General features: G+C 62.0%; 18 protein-coding genes and 2 tRNA genes. All 20 read right to left on the bottom strand.

What is annotated here, in order from left to right:
• Nucleotides 1–2 precede the first annotated feature (2 nt).
• The 20 genes from rnc to infB all read right to left on the bottom strand — a co-directional run bounded on the left by rnc (nucleotide 3) and on the right by infB (nucleotide 19315).
• The gene (gene rnc, locus DWW73_RS07150) at nucleotides 3–728 is read right to left on the bottom strand and encodes a ribonuclease III (protein ID WP_117779156.1); all 726 of its coding nucleotides are present in this window, start codon (nucleotides 726–728) and stop codon (nucleotides 3–5) included.
• A 3-nt stretch (nucleotides 729–731) separates the two neighbouring features.
• Nucleotides 732–974, bottom strand: coding sequence for an acyl carrier protein (locus tag DWW73_RS07145; RefSeq protein WP_117583422.1), 243 nt, complete (start codon nucleotides 972–974; stop codon nucleotides 732–734).
• Nucleotides 975–1098: 124 nt separating this feature from the next.
• Nucleotides 1099–2118 (bottom strand): phosphate acyltransferase PlsX, encoded by a 1020-nt coding sequence (gene plsX / locus DWW73_RS07140; protein ID WP_117779155.1) that lies wholly within the window; start codon nucleotides 2116–2118, stop codon nucleotides 1099–1101.
• 87 nt (nucleotides 2119–2205) lie between these two features.
• On the bottom strand, nucleotides 2206–2385 hold the full coding sequence (gene rpmF, locus DWW73_RS07135) for a 50S ribosomal protein L32 (RefSeq protein ID WP_022094017.1): 180 nt from the start codon (nucleotides 2383–2385) through the stop codon (nucleotides 2206–2208).
• 64 nt (nucleotides 2386–2449) lie between these two features.
• Nucleotides 2450–3004, bottom strand: coding sequence for a DUF177 domain-containing protein (locus DWW73_RS07130; protein WP_117637762.1), 555 nt, complete (start codon nucleotides 3002–3004; stop codon nucleotides 2450–2452).
• Nucleotides 3004–3501, bottom strand: coding sequence for a hypothetical protein (locus tag DWW73_RS07125; protein WP_022094019.1), 498 nt, complete (start codon nucleotides 3499–3501; stop codon nucleotides 3004–3006). Before DWW73_RS07125 ends, DWW73_RS07130 begins: the two co-directional genes overlap by 1 nt.
• Before the next feature lie 68 nt (nucleotides 3502–3569).
• On the bottom strand, nucleotides 3570–4067 hold the full coding sequence (gene coaD / locus DWW73_RS07120; RefSeq protein WP_117629285.1) for a pantetheine-phosphate adenylyltransferase: 498 nt from the start codon (nucleotides 4065–4067) through the stop codon (nucleotides 3570–3572).
• Nucleotides 4060–4704, bottom strand: coding sequence for a 16S rRNA (guanine(966)-N(2))-methyltransferase RsmD (gene rsmD / locus DWW73_RS07115; protein WP_233509153.1), 645 nt, complete (start codon nucleotides 4702–4704; stop codon nucleotides 4060–4062). Before rsmD ends, coaD begins: the two co-directional genes overlap by 8 nt.
• Nucleotides 4701–6878: an ATP-dependent DNA helicase RecG gene (locus DWW73_RS07110; RefSeq protein WP_117779154.1), complete on the bottom strand. Its 2178-nt coding sequence runs from the start codon at nucleotides 6876–6878 to the stop codon at nucleotides 4701–4703. Before DWW73_RS07110 ends, rsmD begins: the two co-directional genes overlap by 4 nt.
• Nucleotides 6879–6888: 10 nt before the next feature.
• A complete protein-coding gene (locus DWW73_RS07105) occupies nucleotides 6889–8550 on the bottom strand; it encodes a DAK2 domain-containing protein (RefSeq protein WP_117779153.1) in 1662 nt (553 codons plus the stop codon).
• Between the two features lie 27 nt (nucleotides 8551–8577).
• Nucleotides 8578–8967: an Asp23/Gls24 family envelope stress response protein gene (locus tag DWW73_RS07100; RefSeq protein WP_187361832.1), complete on the bottom strand. Its 390-nt coding sequence runs from the start codon at nucleotides 8965–8967 to the stop codon at nucleotides 8578–8580.
• Nucleotides 8968–9128: 161 nt separating this feature from the next.
• Nucleotides 9129–9203, bottom strand: a tRNA-Asn gene (locus DWW73_RS07095).
• 34 nt (nucleotides 9204–9237) lie between these two features.
• Nucleotides 9238–9312, bottom strand: a tRNA-Asn gene (locus DWW73_RS07090).
• A gap of 302 nt (nucleotides 9313–9614) precedes the next feature.
• On the bottom strand, nucleotides 9615–10958 hold the full coding sequence (rpoD, locus tag DWW73_RS07085; RefSeq protein ID WP_117779152.1) for an RNA polymerase sigma factor RpoD: 1344 nt from the start codon (nucleotides 10956–10958) through the stop codon (nucleotides 9615–9617).
• Between the two features lie 110 nt (nucleotides 10959–11068).
• Complete coding sequence (dnaG, locus tag DWW73_RS07080; protein WP_117779151.1) at nucleotides 11069–13198, bottom strand: DNA primase; 2130 nt, start codon at nucleotides 13196–13198, stop codon at nucleotides 11069–11071.
• Nucleotides 13191–14195, bottom strand: coding sequence for a riboflavin biosynthesis protein RibF (ribF, locus tag DWW73_RS07075; RefSeq protein WP_117779230.1), 1005 nt, complete (start codon nucleotides 14193–14195; stop codon nucleotides 13191–13193). Before ribF ends, dnaG begins: the two co-directional genes overlap by 8 nt.
• Entirely contained in the window at nucleotides 14195–15127 is a 933-nt protein-coding gene (truB, locus tag DWW73_RS07070; RefSeq protein ID WP_117779150.1) for a tRNA pseudouridine(55) synthase TruB, read from the bottom strand. The genes ribF and truB overlap by 1 nt, the downstream gene beginning before the upstream one ends.
• A gap of 15 nt (nucleotides 15128–15142) precedes the next feature.
• Nucleotides 15143–16186, bottom strand: coding sequence for a bifunctional oligoribonuclease/PAP phosphatase NrnA (locus tag DWW73_RS07065; protein ID WP_117779149.1), 1044 nt, complete (start codon nucleotides 16184–16186; stop codon nucleotides 15143–15145).
• Nucleotides 16179–16589, bottom strand: coding sequence for a 30S ribosome-binding factor RbfA (gene rbfA, locus DWW73_RS07060; protein WP_117647311.1), 411 nt, complete (start codon nucleotides 16587–16589; stop codon nucleotides 16179–16181). The genes DWW73_RS07065 and rbfA overlap by 8 nt, the downstream gene beginning before the upstream one ends.
• Before the next feature lie 11 nt (nucleotides 16590–16600).
• On the bottom strand, nucleotides 16601–19315 hold the full coding sequence (gene infB, locus DWW73_RS07055; RefSeq protein ID WP_117779148.1) for a translation initiation factor IF-2: 2715 nt from the start codon (nucleotides 19313–19315) through the stop codon (nucleotides 16601–16603).
• Between the last annotated feature and the right edge of the window lie 54 nt (nucleotides 19316–19369).

The raw sequence follows: 19369 nt of genomic DNA, 5'->3' as shown, positions 1-19369 counted from the left end.
GCTTAAACAGGCTTCTTGTTGAGAATCACGCCGTTGGTGGTATAGCCCATGCGGTCAAGTGCCTCGAGTGCAGCGGCTCCCTCGGCTTCCTTCTTTGAGGAGCCGGAGCCGCGACCCTGGCGAATGCCATCGATCAACACCACGGCGGTAAAGGTAGGCGCATGCGCCGGGCCCTCGGAGCCAACGAGCTTATACGCCGGGGGTTCGTGACCGTCGGCTTGCACGCACTCCTGCAAAAACGACTTGGGGTTTGCAGGATGCTCGGCACGCTCGGAAGCCAAATGCGGCTTGAGCGTACGGTGGATAAACTCCGCCGCGGCATCCCAGCCGGCATCCAGATACAGCGCGCCCACGAGCGACTCGTAGACGTTCTCGAGCGCCGAGTGCAGGCCGCGCGCGCCGGTACCGGTCTCGGAGGCACCAAAGATGATGATGTCATCGATACCCAGCTCGTGAGACACCTCGGACAGCGTGGCGCCCGAGACAAGGGAGACCTTCAGACGTGTGAGCTTGCCCTCGTCAAACTCCGGATAGGACTCAAACAGGGAGCGTGCGACCACGGCGCCCAAAATGGAATCGCCCAAAAACTCAAGACGCTCATAGCTCGCCGAGACGGGCTGACCTTCCACGGCAGAGGGGTGCGTGAGCGCCGCGCGCAGCAGCACCTTGTTATTGAACTCGTGGCCCAGGATTTCCTGGGCGCGCGCGAGTCGTTGAGATAAAGCCAAGACTTAGGCCTCCTTGGCGTTTTCAATAGCGTCGACAGCGTCGGCGACAGAGTTGAGCGACAGCAGGGTCTCGTCATCGATCTCGAGGTCGAACTCGTCCTCGATGGCCGTCACCAACTGCAGACGCTCGAGCGAATCGGCATCGAGATCGTCGAAGGTGGTCTCGTCGCTAATCTCAGCAACGTCGACACCCAGCACATCGGCGGCAACTTCGGCGATCTTATCGAAGATTTCGGAGCGGTCCATAGCGCTTCCTCTCGTATTGCGTGAACATCAACGCGCTGGCGCCGCAAGCGCAGCGCCAAGACACGGTTTTGATTCTACCCCACGACGCAGGCCGCGAGGCACATAACAGCGCCCTAACTCGCTCCTACAAAACGATGCCGTCCATAGAGTTGGCGATGTTCTCGACAAGCCCGGCGCGCACGGCCTCCGCCGCGGCGAGCGTACCGTTTTTGACGGCCTCGACTGAGGTGGCACCATGGCCGATCAGCACTACGCCACGCAGGCCCAAAAGAATCGCGCCACCCTTAGCATCACCCGAGAGCTTTGCCTTGATCTCGCGCATCTGCTTTTTTATGAGCAGCGCGGCAATCTTGGTGCCGAGCGAAGACATAAAGACACCCTTGAGCTCCTGCAGCAAAAACTTGGCAGCGCCCTCGGTGGCCTTGAGTGCGATGTTGCCCGACATGCCGTCGGCGACCACGACGTCAAAATTGCCCGACGTAAGATCGGTGCCCTCGCAGTTGCCCACAAAACCGGGAACAGCGGCCTTCATGGCCGGGAAGCACGACTTGGTGAAGTTGGAGCCCTTCTCGTCCTCGGTGCCGTTGGCAAGCAGACCGACGCGGGGATGCTCAATGCCCAGGACGACGCGCGCATAGGCGCTACCCATCTGGGCAAAACGCACCATGTCGTCGACCTCGACATCGGGGTTGGCGCCCATGTCGCACAGGACCGTCAGGCCGCCGGCGCGGTTGGGCAGTGCATTGGTGAGGCACGGACGGACCGGCTGCTTCTTGCCCTCGGCCTGATACCTAAATGGCGTCACGTAGGCGGTAGCGGCAGCGGTCATGGCGCCAGTGGAGCCGGCAGAGAAGAACGCATCCGCGTTACCCTTCTTGATAGCGCGGCAGGCAAGTACGATCGAGGACTTGCGCTTGGTCATCACGGCTCGAATGGGATCGTCATCCATGGCGATGACATCGGGCGCCTCCAAGGCCTCAACGCGAGCGTGAGCCGCGGCAAAGGGGTTCACGATCTCTGCGGGACCGACGGCCAAGACCTCGATATCGGGATCAGCCGCAAGCGCCGCCTCGATACCGTCGAGGACAACCTGAGGCTTCTCGTCTCCGCCCACAACGTCTACACAAACGCGAACGTTACTCATATACATGCTCCTTATACAAAAATGGCCGACTCATTGAGCCGGCCATTGTGGTTCCAGTTGGAACGGCATCGCATCCAGAGTATACAGTTACTCGGTAACGATAACCTCGCGGTCCTTGTAGAAACCGCAGCTGGGGCACACGTGGTGCGGGAGCTTGACAGCACCGCAACGGGGGCACGTGGACTGAGCCGCAGCCGAGATCTTCATGTTGGCGGAACGGCGGGTGTGAGTGCGGATACGACCCTGCTTTTGTTTAGGTACGGGCATAGTGACCTTCCTTATGAACTATCCAGTGTGGCGATTACGCGCAAGTAGCGATACTACCACAGTTTTACTCGTCAAGCTTGAGATTCTTCAATGCTGCAAATGGATTTTCCGTGGCAGCGGCCCATTCGGCCTCTGCCTGAGCGGCGCAATCGCATTGCTCGACGTTGAGATTGATGCCGCAAGTGGGGCATAGGCCGCGACAATCTGGCTTGCACAGGACAACGAACGGCGTATCCATGACGACCGCGTCGTTGATGGGCTCACCCAGATCGACGATGCGATCCTCGCCCAGCAGCTCGTAGCCATCTTCGTAGGCCTCGGGGTCCTCGGGCTCGTTAAAGAGATAGAATTCCTCGATCTCACCGGCAATATCAAACGAAGCGGGCTCCAGGCAACGGTCGCACTCACCGGTTGCATGCGCGCGGACCATGCCCGTAAGCAGAACACCGGTGCCGGCATTGGTAAAGACCACATCGTAGTCAATGCCGTTCTGCAGCTGGTACTCCTTCTCGCCCACCGTATAGGTGGCAACATCGACCTTACCGGTCAGCGGGTACGAGTCTCCGGGAAACTCGAGCTGCTCGGAAAGATCGACGGTAACGCTCGGGAACTCAGCCATTACCACTGACCATTCTGCTGGGCGGCACCCTCGTTGAGCTGCTGACGGCAACGGGTCACCGTGCCGGTCAGGCTCTTGAGGTTCTCCTCGAGGTGCGTAAAGACCTGCTCGGCGTAATCCTCGGCGGCATAGCGCGTCTCGCGCTCATACTGCTGGGCACGATCGCGAATGTCGTCGGCCTGCTGCTGAGCTAAGCGGACAATCTCCTGCTCACCGGCAATGGTGAGGGCCTGCTGCTGAGCATCGGCGATGATGGAATCAGCCTGAGCGGCAGCGGAAGCCATAAGCTCCTCGCGCTCCTTGAGGATACGGCGGGACTTCTGCCATTCCTCGGGATAGCTCATGCGGATCTCGTCGAGGATGTTAAAGAAGACGTCGGCGTCGATAACCTTCATCTGGGCGTTCTTGCCGAACGGCGTCTTAGCCTCTTCGATGAGCCCCTCGAGCTCGTCGACAAGACTCACGATCCTGTCGCCAGGAAAATTCTCGCCCGGCATCCGGTCTCCTTTCATAGGTAACATATCATCGAGTTAGTTTACCACATGCCACCAGGCATTAAAAAACGTCACGAAAAGCGATGTTTGAGCGCTTTGACCACATTGGGCGGAACAAAATTGGAAACGTCGCTACCGAGCGAAGCAATCTGGCGCACCACCGAACTCGAGATGTAGCCGTACTGCGGAGCACTCATGACAAAGATGGACTCCAGCTCGTTATCCAAGCGATAGTTGAGGTCTGCCTGCTGCAGCTCGTACTCAAAGTCGGTCATGGCGCGCAGGCCCTTGACCACGGCCCCCGCCCCCTGCTCGCGAGCGAAGTCGACCAAGAGGCCGGTAAAGGGCAGGACCTCGACGCCGTCGATATCACCGAGCGCCTCACGAGCCAGCGCCACGCGCTCATCCAGCATAAACGTGGTGCCCACACCGTTTTTACCCTGCGACTCGGCGACAGCGACGATCACGCTGGGAAAGATGCGGCGGGCGCGGCGGATGACGTCGATATGGCCAAACGTGATGGGATCGAAGGTGCCCGGGACGATCACGCGGTTGATGGTGTCATTCATGGGCATCCTCCGAAGGCGCGTCCTCGTCATTATTGCTGTCGTCGGCATCGTTGTTCTCGTCCGCGGCAACCCAGCGCAGCAAGTCAACCGAGGTTATGCCGTAGCGCTTCTCCCGCACGGTCTCAAAGCCAGCCGGGTGAGCACCCGCGTCGGCCGCGGCATGCTCAGACAGCGCGTAGGCCCCCGGCGCCAGCAAGCCCTGCTGGGCAAGATTGCACAGCAGCTCCTCGACCGGCTCGGCGCCAAAAGCATATGGTGGGTCGAGCAAGACCAGATCAAAGGGGCCGCCCGGCACACGCCCGCGCGAGGCACTTGCCAGCACGTCGCCGGTCACAACACGCCAACGCGAGCGGTCGCGGCACAGCGACTCAATATTCTTGGTGATCAGGCGGGCGGCATTGCGGTCGATCTCGAACGTAGTAAGCGAGTGGGCGCCACGCGAGAGCATCTCTAACCCTAAGGCACCGGAGCCACCAAAGGCATCCAGCACGCGCACCTCATCCAAGTCAAAGTCGAACGCCGACATGACCATCGACGCACACGCCTCGCGCACGCGATCGGTCGTGGGACGGGTAACATCGCGCCCGCGCGGCTCTTCGATCTTGCGGCCGCGCCATTCACCGCCGATGATTCTCATCCTCCGCTGACCTCCTTAAAGATATGTCGATAACGCGTGGCGACTGCATCGCGCAAGGGGCGTGTCGCCACGGAGTCAAGATTGCAAGCATACCGCAAGAGCTCGACCGCGTCCAAATGGGCCCATTCGATTAAGTCCTCGTCGGCATCCAGGTCCACAAAGCGCAGGGTCACGCCGCCATGCTGACGGTAGCCCAAGATCTCGCCCTCGTGGCGCAGGCGCAGGTCCATCTGAGCGAGCGTAAAGCCGTCCGACGTCTTTTCGAGCGACTGGAGACGGTCTTGCGCCGCCGATGCGCCGCCGTTGCCCTTGGAGTGCGTCATGACCAGGCACGTGCCCGACACGCTGCCACGGCCCACGCGACCGCGCAGCTGGTGCAAGGCAGCCAAACCAAAGCGCTCGCCGTTCTCGATAACCATGACGGTGGCATTGGGCACGTCGACGCCTACCTCGACCACCGTAGTCGAGACGAGCACGTCGATCTCGCCACGCTTGAAGGCATCGATGACCCGATCCTTTTCCCCCGCTAGCATGCGGCCGTGAAGGCGCTCAATGACAAGACCAGGCAACGCCAGACGCAGGCGATCGAGCTCGGTCGCCGTATCGTGCAGCGGCACGGGGACCGTCGCGCGGCCCTCGTCGTCGCGGGCGATACCGGGCACGTCCTCCAGATCATCGGCCGAGTCACTCGGCTCCACGAGCGGGCAAATCACGTAGGCCTGCTGACCCTTATCATGCGCCTCACGGATGGCGCCATAGGCGAGGTCACGGCTCGACTCGGTGAGAACACGCGTCGTCACGCCAGCGCCAGGGACGGGCCGATGGCGGATGATACTCGTGTCCAGATCGCCGTAGACCGAAAGCGCCAACGTACGCGGGATGGGCGTAGCCGTCATAACGAGCAGATCGGCGCCCGGGCCCTTGGCACGCAGGGCATTGCGCTGGCCCACACCAAAGCGGTGCTGCTCGTCGATGACGACAAGCGACAGATGCTTGAACGCAACGTCATCCGAAAGCACCGCATGGGTGCCAAAGAGCACGTCAAGCTCGCCCGATTCCAGCTGTGCATGGATGCGTTCCCGCTCTGCGGCCGGCGTGGCACCCGTCAGAAGCGCCCATGACATGCCGGTCTGCGAGAGCAGAGGGCCGGTCTTATCGGCATATTGGCGCGCCAGCACGCCCGTGGGCGCCATAACGCAGGACTGGGTGCCCGAATCGGCCGCGACGGCCAGCGCGCAGGCGGCGACGGCCGTCTTGCCGGTACCGACGTCGCCCAGCAGCAGGCGGTTCATCACGCGCCCGCCATCGCACATATCGCGCAGGATATCTTGGAACGCGGCCTGTTGCTCGTCGCTCAGCGAAAACGGCAGGGCCTGCTTAAGCGCGGCCAGGTGCTCGCCCGCGGCGTGGGCATAGGGCACCACATCGACCAGGCCGCCGTCGTTGCGCAGGCGCAGCGCCAGCTGCAGGTAGAGGCACTCCTCGTAGGCAAGCCGTGCGCGCGCGATATCGCGCTCAGCCATGCTCGAGGGAAAGTGGATCGATCGAAGCGCACGAGCATTGCTCATCAGGCGACGCTTGACGCGCAAGCGTGCGGGAATCGGATCGAAGGGATTGCCGACGACCTCGAGCGCGCCGCTCACGATGCGGCGCATCCACGCCTGGCTCACGCCATCACTCACGTAATGGACCGGCAGGATGGTGCCCGCGGCATGCCCGCCCTCGAGCTTTTCGAAATGCGGCGAGGCCATCTGCTTAAAGCCGTAGGCAAACTCGACCTTACCCATCACGGCCAGGCGGTCGCCCCGCTTAAGCTGCTGGGCAATCCAGGGCTGGCGGAAAAAGGCGACCTGCAGCACGCCCGTCTCGTCCACGAGCGAGACCTCGGTCACCTGCATACGCGGGCGAGGCTGCTTTTGGACGATACGGTCAACCGTGGCGACTATCGTGCACACGGTACCGATGGGCGCCATCTCAATAGACCAGGAACGCGTAAAGTCGAGGTATCGATGAGGGATATGGAGAAGGAGGTCCCCCACCGTCCGAATACCCAGACGGCGAAGGGCCTCCTCACGTTTACCCGAAACATATTTGAGTCGCGCGATATCCTCGTCGAGCGCATTGCTCTGGGCAAAGCGCTCCGAGACGCGCGACACGGAGCACAGCTCGGACATGACCAGATGCCTACTCGATCGAGAAGATCACGGGGTAGAGCGGCTGCTCGCCACGATGGGCGTCAATCTCCAGGTCGGGCTGAGCCTCCTCGATGGCATCGACGATCTCCTGGAAGGCCTCATCGGACAGCTCCTCGCCGGCCAGAATCGTCAGCGCGTCGCCCTCCTCTTCCTCCTGCATGCGGTTGATGCAGTCGAGCGTGACCTGCTTCACGTCGGAGCCGACCACGTCGATGGAGCCGGCAATAATGCCCATGACGTCACCGGAGTGAATCGGCGAGCCGTCGGAGGCGCTGGAATCGCGCACGGCACGGGTGACCTCGCCATCGCGAACCTCGCTGATGGCGTCGACCATGGCGGCGACAGCGTCCTCGAGCTCGGAATCGGGCAGCACCGCGAACAGCGCGGAGAAGGCCTGCGGAACAGTCTTGGTGGGAACGACGGCAACCTTCTTATCGGTGCAGGCAGAGGCGGCGGCTTCGGCAGCCATGCGGATGTTGCCGTTGTTGGGCAGAATGATGACCGAAGTCGCGTTGACCTGGTCCACAGCACCCAGCAGGTCGGCGGTCGAGGGGTTCATGGTCTGGCCACCCGAGACGATCACGTCAACGCCGAGGGACTTGAGGATGTCGGCCTCGCCGGAACCGGCGGCAACAGCGACAAAGCCCAGCGCCTTGGCGGGCTCGGCGGCCTTCTCCTGGTCCTCGTGGATCTTGGCGGTACGGTCGTGGGCCTCCATCTCCATGTTATGGATAAAGACCTCGTAGATCTGGCCAAGCTGCAGCATGTGCTCGAGTACCAGGTTAGGGGTATTGGAGTGCACGTGAATCTTGTAATCGGGGTAGGCACCCACAAGCAGCTCGCAGTCGCCCATGGAGCCCAGGAACTTAAGGCACTCGTCCTCGTCAAAGGGAGCGTCGGCCTTAAAGAGGAACTCGTTGCAGTAACGGAACTCCGAGCCCTCCCAGTCGTCGTTGGCCTCAATCTCAACGCGATCGAACGCCGCGTCGCGAGCAGAGCCAGCGGAATCAAACGTAGCGGAGAAATCCTCGACCACGGTGCTGCGGCCAAGCGCGGCGGCAACGAAGTTCTCCAGGAAGATGGCAAAGCCAAAGGCGCCGGAGTCGACCACGCCGTTCTCTTTGAGGACGGGCAGCAGGTCGGGCGTGCGTGCGACGGACTGGTAGGCCTCGACGACGATAGCGTCGAGCGCATCCTCGGCCGAGAACTTCTTCTTCTCACACTCGTCGGCCTTGGTCGAAACATCGCGCAGGACCGTGAGGATCGTGCCCTCGATGGGCTTGCGGACGGCCTGGAAGGCGACCTTGACGGCGCGGCGGAACGCGTGGGCGATGTTGGCGGACGTGATAGGCTCATCGGCAGAGACGAGGCCCTCGGCCACGCCGCGCAGGATCTGCGAGGTGATGACGCCGGAGTTACCGCGAGCACCCATCAGGGAGCCGTGGGTGATGGCGCCGGCGATGGCCTCCATGTCGGCATCGGCAGGAAGAGCAGAGAGCTCCTTGGTCACCGAGGCGAGCGTGAGCGACATGTTGGTGCCGGTGTCGCCGTCGGGTACAGGGAAGACGTTGAGCTTGTTGATCTCCTCGGCCTTGTCGGAAACGGCAGCCGCAGCGATCGGAAAACAGGTGCGAATGGTCTTTGCAATCATGGGTATTTGAATCTCCGTTTTCGGATGCTAGTTCAGACGGCTCTTGAGCGCGTCGATATGGATGCCGATCTTAAGGCTGGCGGGATCGATCTGGGCGATCTCCTGCAGGGTGAAGGCAACGGAGCTCGAAAGATTGTGGCAGACGGACTTCATGTTGACGCCGTTCTCGAGCACGACGTGAAGATCGACCGTAAGGCCGTTCTCGTCGGCGGAGACAAGCACGCCCTTGCGGAGGCGCTGGCCGGCAAGCAGGCGCACGCTCTCGGCGCCCTGGAGCTGCTCAGCCATTCCGACAACGCCGTAGCACGTCATCGCGGCATAACCGGCAATATCGGCAATAACGTCGTTCGAGACGCTCAGGCTGCCGTTAATGGTCTCAGACACAAGAATCTCCTTATCTGGTGCTCGCGGCACCATGTCGTGGGAGCAATCATTGCAATATTCTACAACGACCGCGCCATGTTGAGGTGGTGGGTCGCGGGATTACATCCTCGACACGAAATGTTGATATGGCAACGTTCGAGTCAAGTGGTCGCGGCATGAAAAAACCCGCCGCATAAGCGACGGGTTTTACAACCTGGCTCCCCGGGTAGGACTCGAACCTACAACAGCGCGGTTAACAGCCGCGTGCTCTACCATTGAGCTACCGAGGAATTTAAAAGCCCAGCAAAATGGGCTGAGAAATTCTGGCTCCCCGGGTAGGACTCGAACCTACAACAGCGCGGTTAACAGCCGCGTGCTCTACCATTGAGCTACCGAGGAATAGGTGCGTGCTCTCAAGCAACGAAGTTTATTATACGGACGATTGGGCGAAGGGCAAGAACTTTTTTAAGAATTTTTCCGGCCCAGTCATTGGGGACGTCCCCAACTGCCACCCAACTGCCAAGCAATGGAGATGCCGCAGGTAGAGGACGGACAGCGAGCGACGTCCAGGGCGAACAAGTTGGCATGAAAAAGGCAAGGCATAGACCTTCTGGTCATGCCTTGCCTTTTGAATGACAAATTGTCGCCCTGGGCGGCGCGCAGCGTCGACTGGTCCGCCGTTCGGTAGAACGGCGGAACCCCTAAGACTCGATGTAGTCCTTCAACTTGCTAGAGCGGCTCGGGTGGCGAAGCTTGGCCAGGGTCTTGGACTCGATCTGGCGGATACGCTCGCGCGTGACGCCAAACTCGCGACCGACTTCCTCGAGCGTGCGGGGGTGTCCGTCAACGAGACCAAAGCGCAGCTCGATAACCTTGCGCTCACGATCGGCAAGCGAATCGAGCACCTGGGTGAGCTGCTCCTGCAGCATGGAGAAGCTGGCCGCATCGGGCGGAACGATAGCCTGGGAGTCCTCGATGAAGTCGCCCAGCTGGGAATCCTCTTCCTCGCCGATCGGGGTCTCCAACGACACGGGCTCCTGCGAAATCTTCTGGATCTCGCGGACGCGGTCGGCGCTCATGTCCATCTCGGCACCGATCTCCTCGGGGGTCGGGTCGCGGCCCAGATCCTGGAGGAGCTGGCGCTGCACGCGGACGAGCTTGTTAATGGTCTCGACCATGTGCACGGGAATACGAATGGTACGGGCCTGGTCGGCAATAGCGCGCGTAATGGCCTGACGAATCCACCACGTGGCGTACGTGGAGAACTTGAAGCCCTTCTGGTAGTCGAACTTCTCGACGGCGCGGATCAGACCGAGGTTGCCCTCCTGGATCAGATCCAGGAACAGCATGCCACGGCCGACATAGCGCTTGGCGATGGAGACGACCAGACGCAGGTTTGCGCTGATGAGCGCCTGCTTGGCCTCAAGACCAACGTTCTCGATACGCGTAAGACGACGCATCTCGGCACGCGTGAGCTCGATCTCGCCAGCCTCATTTGCCTCGAGCTTCTCGGTAGCCTCGAGACCGGCCTCGATCTTCATGGCCAGATCGACCTCTTCAGATGCGGTCAGCAGGTCGACCTTACCGATCTCCTTGAGGTACATACGAACCGGGTCGCCGGTCAGCATCACCGTGGAGGCGTCGATACCACGCACGCGCGAACGCGAACGGGACGTGCGCACGGTGCGCTTCTTCTTGCTCTTGGAAGAACCCATCTCGGCGTCGGCCTGACGGGCCATCTTGAGCTCGTGATCGTCGAGCGAGCCGGAATCGTGCTCGTCGTCGTCGTCAAAATCATCGGTATCGTTATCGTCATCGTCGACGTCCATGGGGGCGTCGTCGTTTCCGCTCGCGGAGATAATCTGGATGCCGCTGTTGCGCAGCGCGGAATACACCGCGTTGAGCTGCTCGTCAGAAACATCGATATCCTTCAGGGCGACCTGAATCTCGTCCTCGGTTACCGAAGTCCTGTTAGAGCCGTTGCCCATGAGCTTTGCAACGTAGGATTCCAGCCCAGTACCCGTGCTCTCACTCTTTTTTGGCACAGATTCTCCCTTCGTAGTCCACAGGACTCATTACTTTAGCACACACATTGACGTCTATACCCAAAATTCAGACTGGATATAGGCGAGAATACGCTGGTTGACCACAACATCTAGGCCTGGTCGGCGCCAGCAGTCTCTAAACCGATCAAACGGAACGGGTCGGCTACGCCACCAATCGACTTTTGGAGCTCGCGCTGGCGCTGCGAATCTTGCATCGCCTGCATCGTCAGCACGCGACGGGCCTCATCGTCGAGTGAACGGTTCTGACGCAACTTGGCCTGCGCGGCTCGCATGCGACGCTTGATGGTGTAGAGCTCGAGCGTATCGAGCATAAAGACGATGTTCGTCTCGGTCGGGTGCTTACTCGTTGCCGAGATGCGCCCGGCGCTGACAAGGGAGGCCGCCTCGGGACACACCGCGCGCGCCGCATCCATGCAGGCCGCAGGATCGGTGCCCGGCGGCGTCGCGAGCACGGCCCACGCAATGGACTCGTGACGCGGATCGACCCATTCGATAGAACAAATGCGGTCGGCATACGTGCGGAACAGATCGGGGTAGCTCGTAAGCATCGTCAGCAGCTCGCGCTCCCCCGCTAGGGATTTCCGCTCCAGATCGGTCAAAACAATCGGCATCGAAGGAGCTGCCGCCGCGTTTGAACTATCGGCAACAGGCGCAGCGCTTTCCATCCCCGCTGGCACATCGATTGGCGGCAGATCCTCGTCGACCTCCACCGGCGCGGCCCCATAGGCATCAACCGGAACGTAGTCGTACGGGTCCTCTTCGACCGGTGCGGACACCGGTGGCGTCGCACCGGTGGCCCAGGCACCGCGACCGGCACTGCGCGCGCCAGCCGCACCGCCGCCCGAGCCTCGACCCTGCGAACCGCCCGCGCGCTCAGCTTGCGCGCGTTGACGCTCGTAGCTCTGCTCACGCCGGCGCTCGGCATCCTCGCGCTTGGCGACATCGCGAAACACACGGCCCGAACTCGCGCGCACGGTCTCCAGGTCCAAACCTAACAGGTCGGCAATCTGGATAAAGTATGTGTCGATCATATAGCTGTCGCGCAGCGGATAGATGAGCGTCAGCGCATCCTCGAGCGCCTTGGCACGACCGCCCGGTGTGGTAATGTCGCTCGACTCCTGCAGCGAACGGTAGACAAAGTCCATGAGGGGCTCGGCGGCATCGATGCGCGCCTGAAGCTCCTGGCCGCCATGCGCCGTGATGAACTCCATGGGGTCGTTGCCGTCGGGCAGCACCACGCAGCGCAGGTCCATCGAATCCTGCTCGATAAACTGAATCGCGCGGCGAGCGGCCTTTTGACCGGCGGCGTCGCCATCGAACATATAGACAATGCGCTTGGCAAAACGGGTGAGTGTCTTAACGTGATGTTCCGTGAGTGCTGTGCCCAGCGTAGCGACGACGTTTTTGATCCCTGCCTCCCAGCAGGCGATGCAGTCGGTATATCCCTCCACCACGATGGCGGTATCCTGCGCGACGATAAACTCCTTGGCCCAGTTAAAGCCGTAGAGGTTTCGTTTTTTATGAAACACGCTCGTCTCGGCGGTGTTGAGGTACTTTGGCTGACCATCGCCCATGATGCGCCCGCCAAAGGCGATATTGTGACCTTGCTCATCAAAGATGGGAAACATCACACGGTCGTAAAAACGGTCGGCAAGCTGTCCGCGCCCACGGCTCACGGCCACATTGGCGTCAATCATCTCCTGCGGGGTAAAGCCCGCTTGAGACAGATGCGAAACCAGCGCGTTGCGACCCGGTGCAAAGCCCAGGCAGTAGCGGCGACAGACATCTCCGCCCATGCCGCGGCTGACAAAGTACTCGCGCGGACGGCTGTCCTTACCGCGCATAAGCATGGTGTGGTAGAACTGAGCCGTCTCGGCGCACAGGTCATAGATGCGGGCACGCTTGGTGCCGCGATCGCGCTGCGCACCGGTATCGTGCAGTTCAATGCCCGCACGATCAGCCAAATAGCGGATCGACTCGGGAAAACTCAGGTTCTCGCGCTTCATGATATAGGTAAAGACGTCGCCGCCCTCGCCGCAACCAAAGCAGTGCCACACCTGCGTAGCAGGGATAATGTGAAACGATGGGGTCTTTTCGCCATGAAACGGGCAGCATCCCCAAAACTCATGGCCGCGGGGCTTGAGCTCAACCGTTTCCTGCACTATGGCAACCAGGTCCGACGCCGCGCGTACCTGATCTTTTTCCTCATCGCTAATCACGGATACTCACCCCCTGCTCACCCAAGTTATGACGGATATCGTCGATATTACCCTCGACGGTCGCGATCAGGTCGTCCAGGGAATCGAACACGCGAGACGGACGCAGCCAGCGCGTAAACGCCAGCGACACGGAAGCGCCATACAGGTCGCCCGCATAGCCGATCAAGTTGGCCTCGAGATGCGCCGAGGCGGCATCGTCGGCATAGGTCGGCGGCAGGCCGACGTTAACAGCAGCAGGCCATACGGTATCGTCGACCAGCACCAGACCCTCATAGACGCCATCGGCAGGCACTTGAATGCCGTCGGGCACCTGGATGTTTGCCGTGGGAAAGCCCATGTCGGAACCCTCGTGACGGCCAGCCGCCACAACGCCGCGCACCATATAGGGACGGCCGAGAAGCTCGGCAGCCAGCTCCACATGACCCTGGCCCAGCTCATGGCGGATGCGCGTGGCGCAGATGGTCTGCCCGTTAACGCAAAGCAGGTCGTGACCGTAAACGTCAACCCCACGCTCAGCACCCCAGGCGCGCATCTCGGCAACGCCCGAAGCGCCGCCGCGGCCGAGTCTAAAGTCACTGCCTACACGAATGGAGCGAATGTCGACAACGCGCGACAACAGCGCCAGAAACCCGACATGGTCGAGTGCCGCCACGGCGGGCGTAAAGGGAACGGCCACCACCGCATCGACCCCGGTTTGAGCCAGTGCATGCAGTCGGTCGGCCGTCGTCATCAATTTTTGAGCGGGCGACGGACTCACCACGACGTCCGGATCAGGATCGAAGGTGACCACGACCGCTTTGCTGCCGTGGAAACGTGCGTCGCGAATAACCGCGTCAATCAGCTCTTGGTGCCCACGATGCACGCCATCAAACACGCCAATGGCGATCGACGCGGCACCCAAGAACTCGCACCCATCAAATGCATCGGCAGAAACGATACGGGCCTCATCCAACTCACCCGCGAAAAAGATACGCGCTAGCTCGTTGGGCGCCAGCATCATCGAACACCGCCGATCGCCTGCGGAAAGACGTGCTCCATCACAAAGCGGCCGCCCTCGATACGGGCGAGCGCCTTGAGTCCCCCATCGAGCACGAGCGCAAACGGTGCCTTCACCGTATCGAAGTCCGCAAGCGCGCGTTCAACGGGAATGCGGCGACCACAAAGCAGGTCGTCTGCAAGATTACCCGGCAAATCGACACGCGTGGCACCAAGGGCGGCGATGGGATCCAAGGCGAAGCCGGCCGCAGACTCGGGAGAAAGCTCCTCGACCGCATGACAGGCGCCAATGGAAACCACGCCGGAGGCTGTACGGCGCAGCGCGGAAATATGCGCAGCACTATCGCAGGCGCGACCCAGATCGCGAGCAAGCGCGCGAATGTAGGTGCCCTTGCTTACCGAAAACGCCACGGTCCAGACGCACGTATCGCCCTCGCTGCCCACGGCGATCAGGTCGGCGGCATAGACCTCGACGGGACGCGGGGGCAACTCAACCGCATTGCCCTCGCGAGCACTCTTATAGGCACGAACGCCATTGACCGAAATGGCCGAAAACGCTGGCGGCACCTGCATCTGCGGGCCAAGCATAGCGGCCAGCTGCTCACGGGCGTAAGCAAGATCGCGCAGCTCGGGGGCAACGGGCACCGTGCGGACGGCCTCGCCCTCCGCGTCATCGGTATTGGTCTCGACGCCAAACGAAATGTCGGCGACATAACTTTTGGTATCGAGGGTTAGCATGCCCAGCAGACGGGTCGCCTGGCCCACGCCCACCACCATGACACCCGAGGCCATGGGGTCGAGCGTACCGGCATGGCCGACGCGTCGCTCATGGAGGGCGCGTCGGCACTGCGATACCACATCGTGGGACGTACAGCCCACCGGCTTATCGACGGCGAGCAGCATATTCAATTGAGAAGGCGTACGACGAGCCATGTACCATCCAAAATGTTAGAGCTCGACGGTCACCGTAGCGGGATCCTCCCCTACCAGCTCGGCCAGCATGGGGAGTGCCGCGGTGAGCGTCTCGAGAATCGTTCCGTTGTTAGAGAAACCAGCGGCCGCGGGATGCCCGCCACCGCCAAAAGCAGCAGCGATCTCGGAAACATTGAGGTCGCCCTTGGAGCGCAGGTTGCCGCGCACCTTGGTATCGCCCTCAATGCCCTTCAGGAACAGGCAGACCTCCACACCCATCACCGAACGCACCACATCGACCAAGCCGTCGCACTCGTCCGAAGTAACGCCGCAGGCCTCGAGGTCGCTCTGGTACGCATAGCTATATGCCACGCGACCGTGCGCCACTGTCTTGATGCGCCCCATAACGATGGACTTGAGATGCAAGAACTCTACGCGCATGCTCTGGTAGACCTCGAGCGCAACGCGCGCCGGATCGGCACCGTGCGCGACCAGGCGCGAGGCGGCGTGAAACGCAGCGGCATCGGCGTTTTGATACTGAAAACGACCGGTATCGGTCACCAGGCCGCACAACAGGCAGGTCGCGACACCATCGCGAGCCACAATGCCGCAATTGTCCAAAAAGCGGTCGATGATCATGGCACAGGCCGCGGCATCGACGCACCTCAGGCTCAGCTCGGCAAATTCCTCGCGCGCCGGGTGGTGATCGAAGCACACCACATGCGACGAGCGGCGGAGCACCTCGGCGGAGTTGTTCAGACGCTCGACGACCGGCACGTCCACCGAGATGAACAGGTCCGGATTGCCGGTATACGCAGATGCCGGCACCAGACGGTCGGCGCCCTCCATAAAGCGGTAGATGCGCGGAACCGGGTCATCGTCTGCCAGCAGCAGGGCAATGTCCTTGTTGGGAAAGAACTTCCTAAGCGAGAGGCCCAGGCCCAGCACGGAGCCCAGGGCGTCGCCATCGGGAGACGTATGTCCCGAAATCGCAATGGAGGACGCACCCTCGATGAGCTCAAGGATGCGTCGCTGAATATCTGCAGACTCGCACGATGCGAGGTCGGCGGAATTACTCATCTAAAGCTGCCTCCTGGGCGGCATCCGCAATTGGATAGCCGTCCTCGTCCTTTTCGATCGCAAGCGTGGCGGGAACGTTTTCCAGCGCACGCGTGATGCGCTCGGCCTCATCGGTCGAGCGATCGATGCGAAAATCGAGCTCGGGCGTGACGCGCCAATCGAGCGAGCGGGCCAGCAGGCTACGGATGCGGCCCTTGGCGCTGGCGAGCGCCTCCATGACTTCGTCGTAGCGGCTCGCGTCGCACGACACGTACACACGCGCGAACGAACGGTCCACCGCGACCTCGACCGCGGTCAGGGTGACCAGGTCGAGACGCGGATCGGAAACCTCAAAGAGCAGGATATAACCGAGCTTCTCGCGAAGCTGCTCGCCCAAACGGCGGGTTGCCTGCGTTTGCTTCATAGCGCTACCCCCTACTCGGTACGGGCAACCTGGTCGATGCGGTAGCCCTCAATGGTGTCGCCAGGCTTGATGTCCTGGAAGTTCTCCAGGCCAATACCGCCCTCGGAGCCGCTCTTGAGGCTCTTGGCCTCGTCCTTGTAGTGGCGCATCGAGGCGATTTTACCGTTGAAGACCACGATGCCGTCGCGCACCAGGCGCACGGAATCGGTCGCGGCGATCTCGCCCTCTTCGACGCGGACACCGGCGGCGATACCGACCTTGGGCACCTTGAAGGTGTCCAGAACGGTCGCGGTACCCGTGGAAACCTCGACCTCGGTGGGCTTGAGCATGCCGATACGGGCTGCATCGAGGTCCTCGAGGCACTTGTAGATGACGTCGTAGCAACGGATCTCGACGCCCTCGCGCTCGGCGGCGGAGCGGGCCTTGCCGTCGGGACGGACGCCAAAGCCGATGATGATGGCGTTGGAGGCGTCGGCCAGAACGACGTCGGTCTCGTTGATGGCACCAACGGCGGAGTGGATCGTGTTGATGCGCACCTCGGACTGGTCCATCTTGTCGAGGGAGTCCTGAAGGGCCTCGATAGAACCCTGGACGTCGGCCTTGATGATCAGGTTGAGCTCCTTGACCTCGGCGTCGGCGATAGTCTCGAAGAGGTTCTCGAGCGTCACATGCTTCACGCGGCTCTGCTCCTCGATGCGGGCCTTGAGCGAACGCTCGTCGGCCAGGGCGCGAGCCTCGCGCTCGTCCTCGAACACGCGGAACTCATCGCCGGCGTTGGGGACGGACTGCAGGCCCAGAATCTCGACGGCGTCGGAGGGACCGGCCTCGGTGACGGCGTTGCCCTTGGGGTCGAGCATGGCGCGGACGCGGCCGTAGGTAAGGCCGGCGACCAGCGTATCGCCCACGTGCAGGGTACCGCGGGTCACGAGCACCGTGGCAACCGAGCCGCGGCCCTTGTCGAGCTTAGCCTCGAGGACGTTGCCCGAAGCGAACGTATCGGGGTTGGCCTTGAGCTCGAGCACGTCGGCCTGGAGCAGGACGGTCTCGAGCAGGTCGTCGATACCGATCTTCTGCTTGGCCGAGATGTTGACGAACATGTTCTGTCCGCCCCACTCCTCGGGGATGATGCCGTACTCGGTGAGCTCCTGGCGCACGCGGTCGGGGTTGGCACCCGGCTTATCGATCTTGTTGACGGCGACGACGATGGGAACACCGGCGGCCTTGGCGTGGTTGATCGACTCGATGGTCTGGGGCATGACGCCGTCGTCGGCAGCCACGATCAGAATGACGATGTCGGTCACCTTGGCGCCGCGGGCACGCATGGCCGTAAAGGTGGCGTGGCCGGGGGTGTCGATGAAGGTGATCTTGCGGTCATTGATCATGACCTGCGAAGCGCCGATGGCCTGCGTAATGCCGCCCGCCTCGCCGGCAGCGACGCCGGTGTGACGGATGGCGTCGAGCAGGCTCGTCTTGCCGTGGTCGACGTGGCCCATGACGGTGACGACCGGGGCGCGCGGCTTAAGGTCGGCGGGATCGTCGTAGAACGAGAAGGTGTTCTCCTCCTCGGGGGTGATGATCTTGATCTGACGGCCCAAGTCGTCGGCAACGAGCTCGACAAGGTCGTCGGACATGGACTGCGTCATGGTAAGCGGCGTACCCAGCAGGAACAGGCGCTTGATGATGTCGTTGGCCGGAACATCGAGCGCCTCGGCGAGCTCCTGGACGGTAACGCCCTGGGAGACCTTGATGGCGTCGAGGTCCTCGGGGTTCACGCCCTGGGCCAGCGCCTCCTCAATCTTGCGCTCTTCCTGAGCCTTTGCGGCCTCGCGCTCGCGCTTCTCCTTGCGCTTTTTGCGACGACCAGTGGACTCGCGAGAGGCCTCCTCGACGGCGGCACGAGCCTCCTCGAGCACCTTCTCGCGGCTGTACTCCTCGGCCTCGCGAGCCATGCGGCTGTAGTGGTCCTCTTCGTTGTTGTGACCGCCCTTGCGCTTCTTGCCCTTGCCCTGCTTGTCGGGGTTGGGGAAGTCCATACCGGCAGCGACGTTGTTGCTGGCATTGGTGCGATGGCTGTGCGGGCGGTTCTCGGAGGCATTGCGCTCGGAGTTGTTATCGGAGGCGTTGCGATCGTTACGACGGCCACCGCGACGGTCGTTGTTGCCGCCACGACGGTTGCCGCGCTCGGCAGCGCGCTCGGCCTTGGCCTTCTGCTCGGCGTCCTTCTTCTCCTTGAGCACGGTCTCCTGTGCGGCGATCTGGTCGAGCAGAGAGCGGAAACGCGAACCGGAGTCGGAAGCGGGAACGGCGCGGCGCTGGGCCTCGCGGGCAGCCTCCTCCTTCTCGCGGGCAAGGCGCTCCTGCTCGGCCTTCTTCTTGGCCTCGGCCTCGGCGCGGGCGGCCTCCTCGGCAGCCTGGGCGGCGGCGAACTGGCGGCGCTCCTCCTCGCGTGCCTTCTCGGCGGCGATGCGCTCGCGCTCGGCCTCGGCAGCGCGTGCTGCCTCCTCGGCGGCAGCGGCCTGCTCCTCGGCCTGCTTGGCGGCCTCGACTTCCTGGGCGCGGGCCTCGATCACCGAGGCGAGCTGCTTGCGGACCATAGCGACGTAGGCGTCCTCCAGGGCGGAGGAAGCGGACTTAGCGGGAATCTTCATTTCGGCGAGATGACCCATCAGTTCCTTGGAGGTCATGCCGAACTCTTTGGCCAGGGTGGACACACGGACTTTTGCCATATGACTTCACCTACCCTTTCTGGCACCTTGGGTGCCTAGAGACTGAACGAGCGT

Source organism: Collinsella sp. AF16-8, from assembly GCF_003462695.1.
In the GTDB taxonomy this organism is placed as follows: Bacteria; Actinomycetota; Coriobacteriia; order Coriobacteriales; family Coriobacteriaceae; genus Collinsella.
This window is presented reverse-complemented; position numbering and strand designations above follow the sequence as displayed.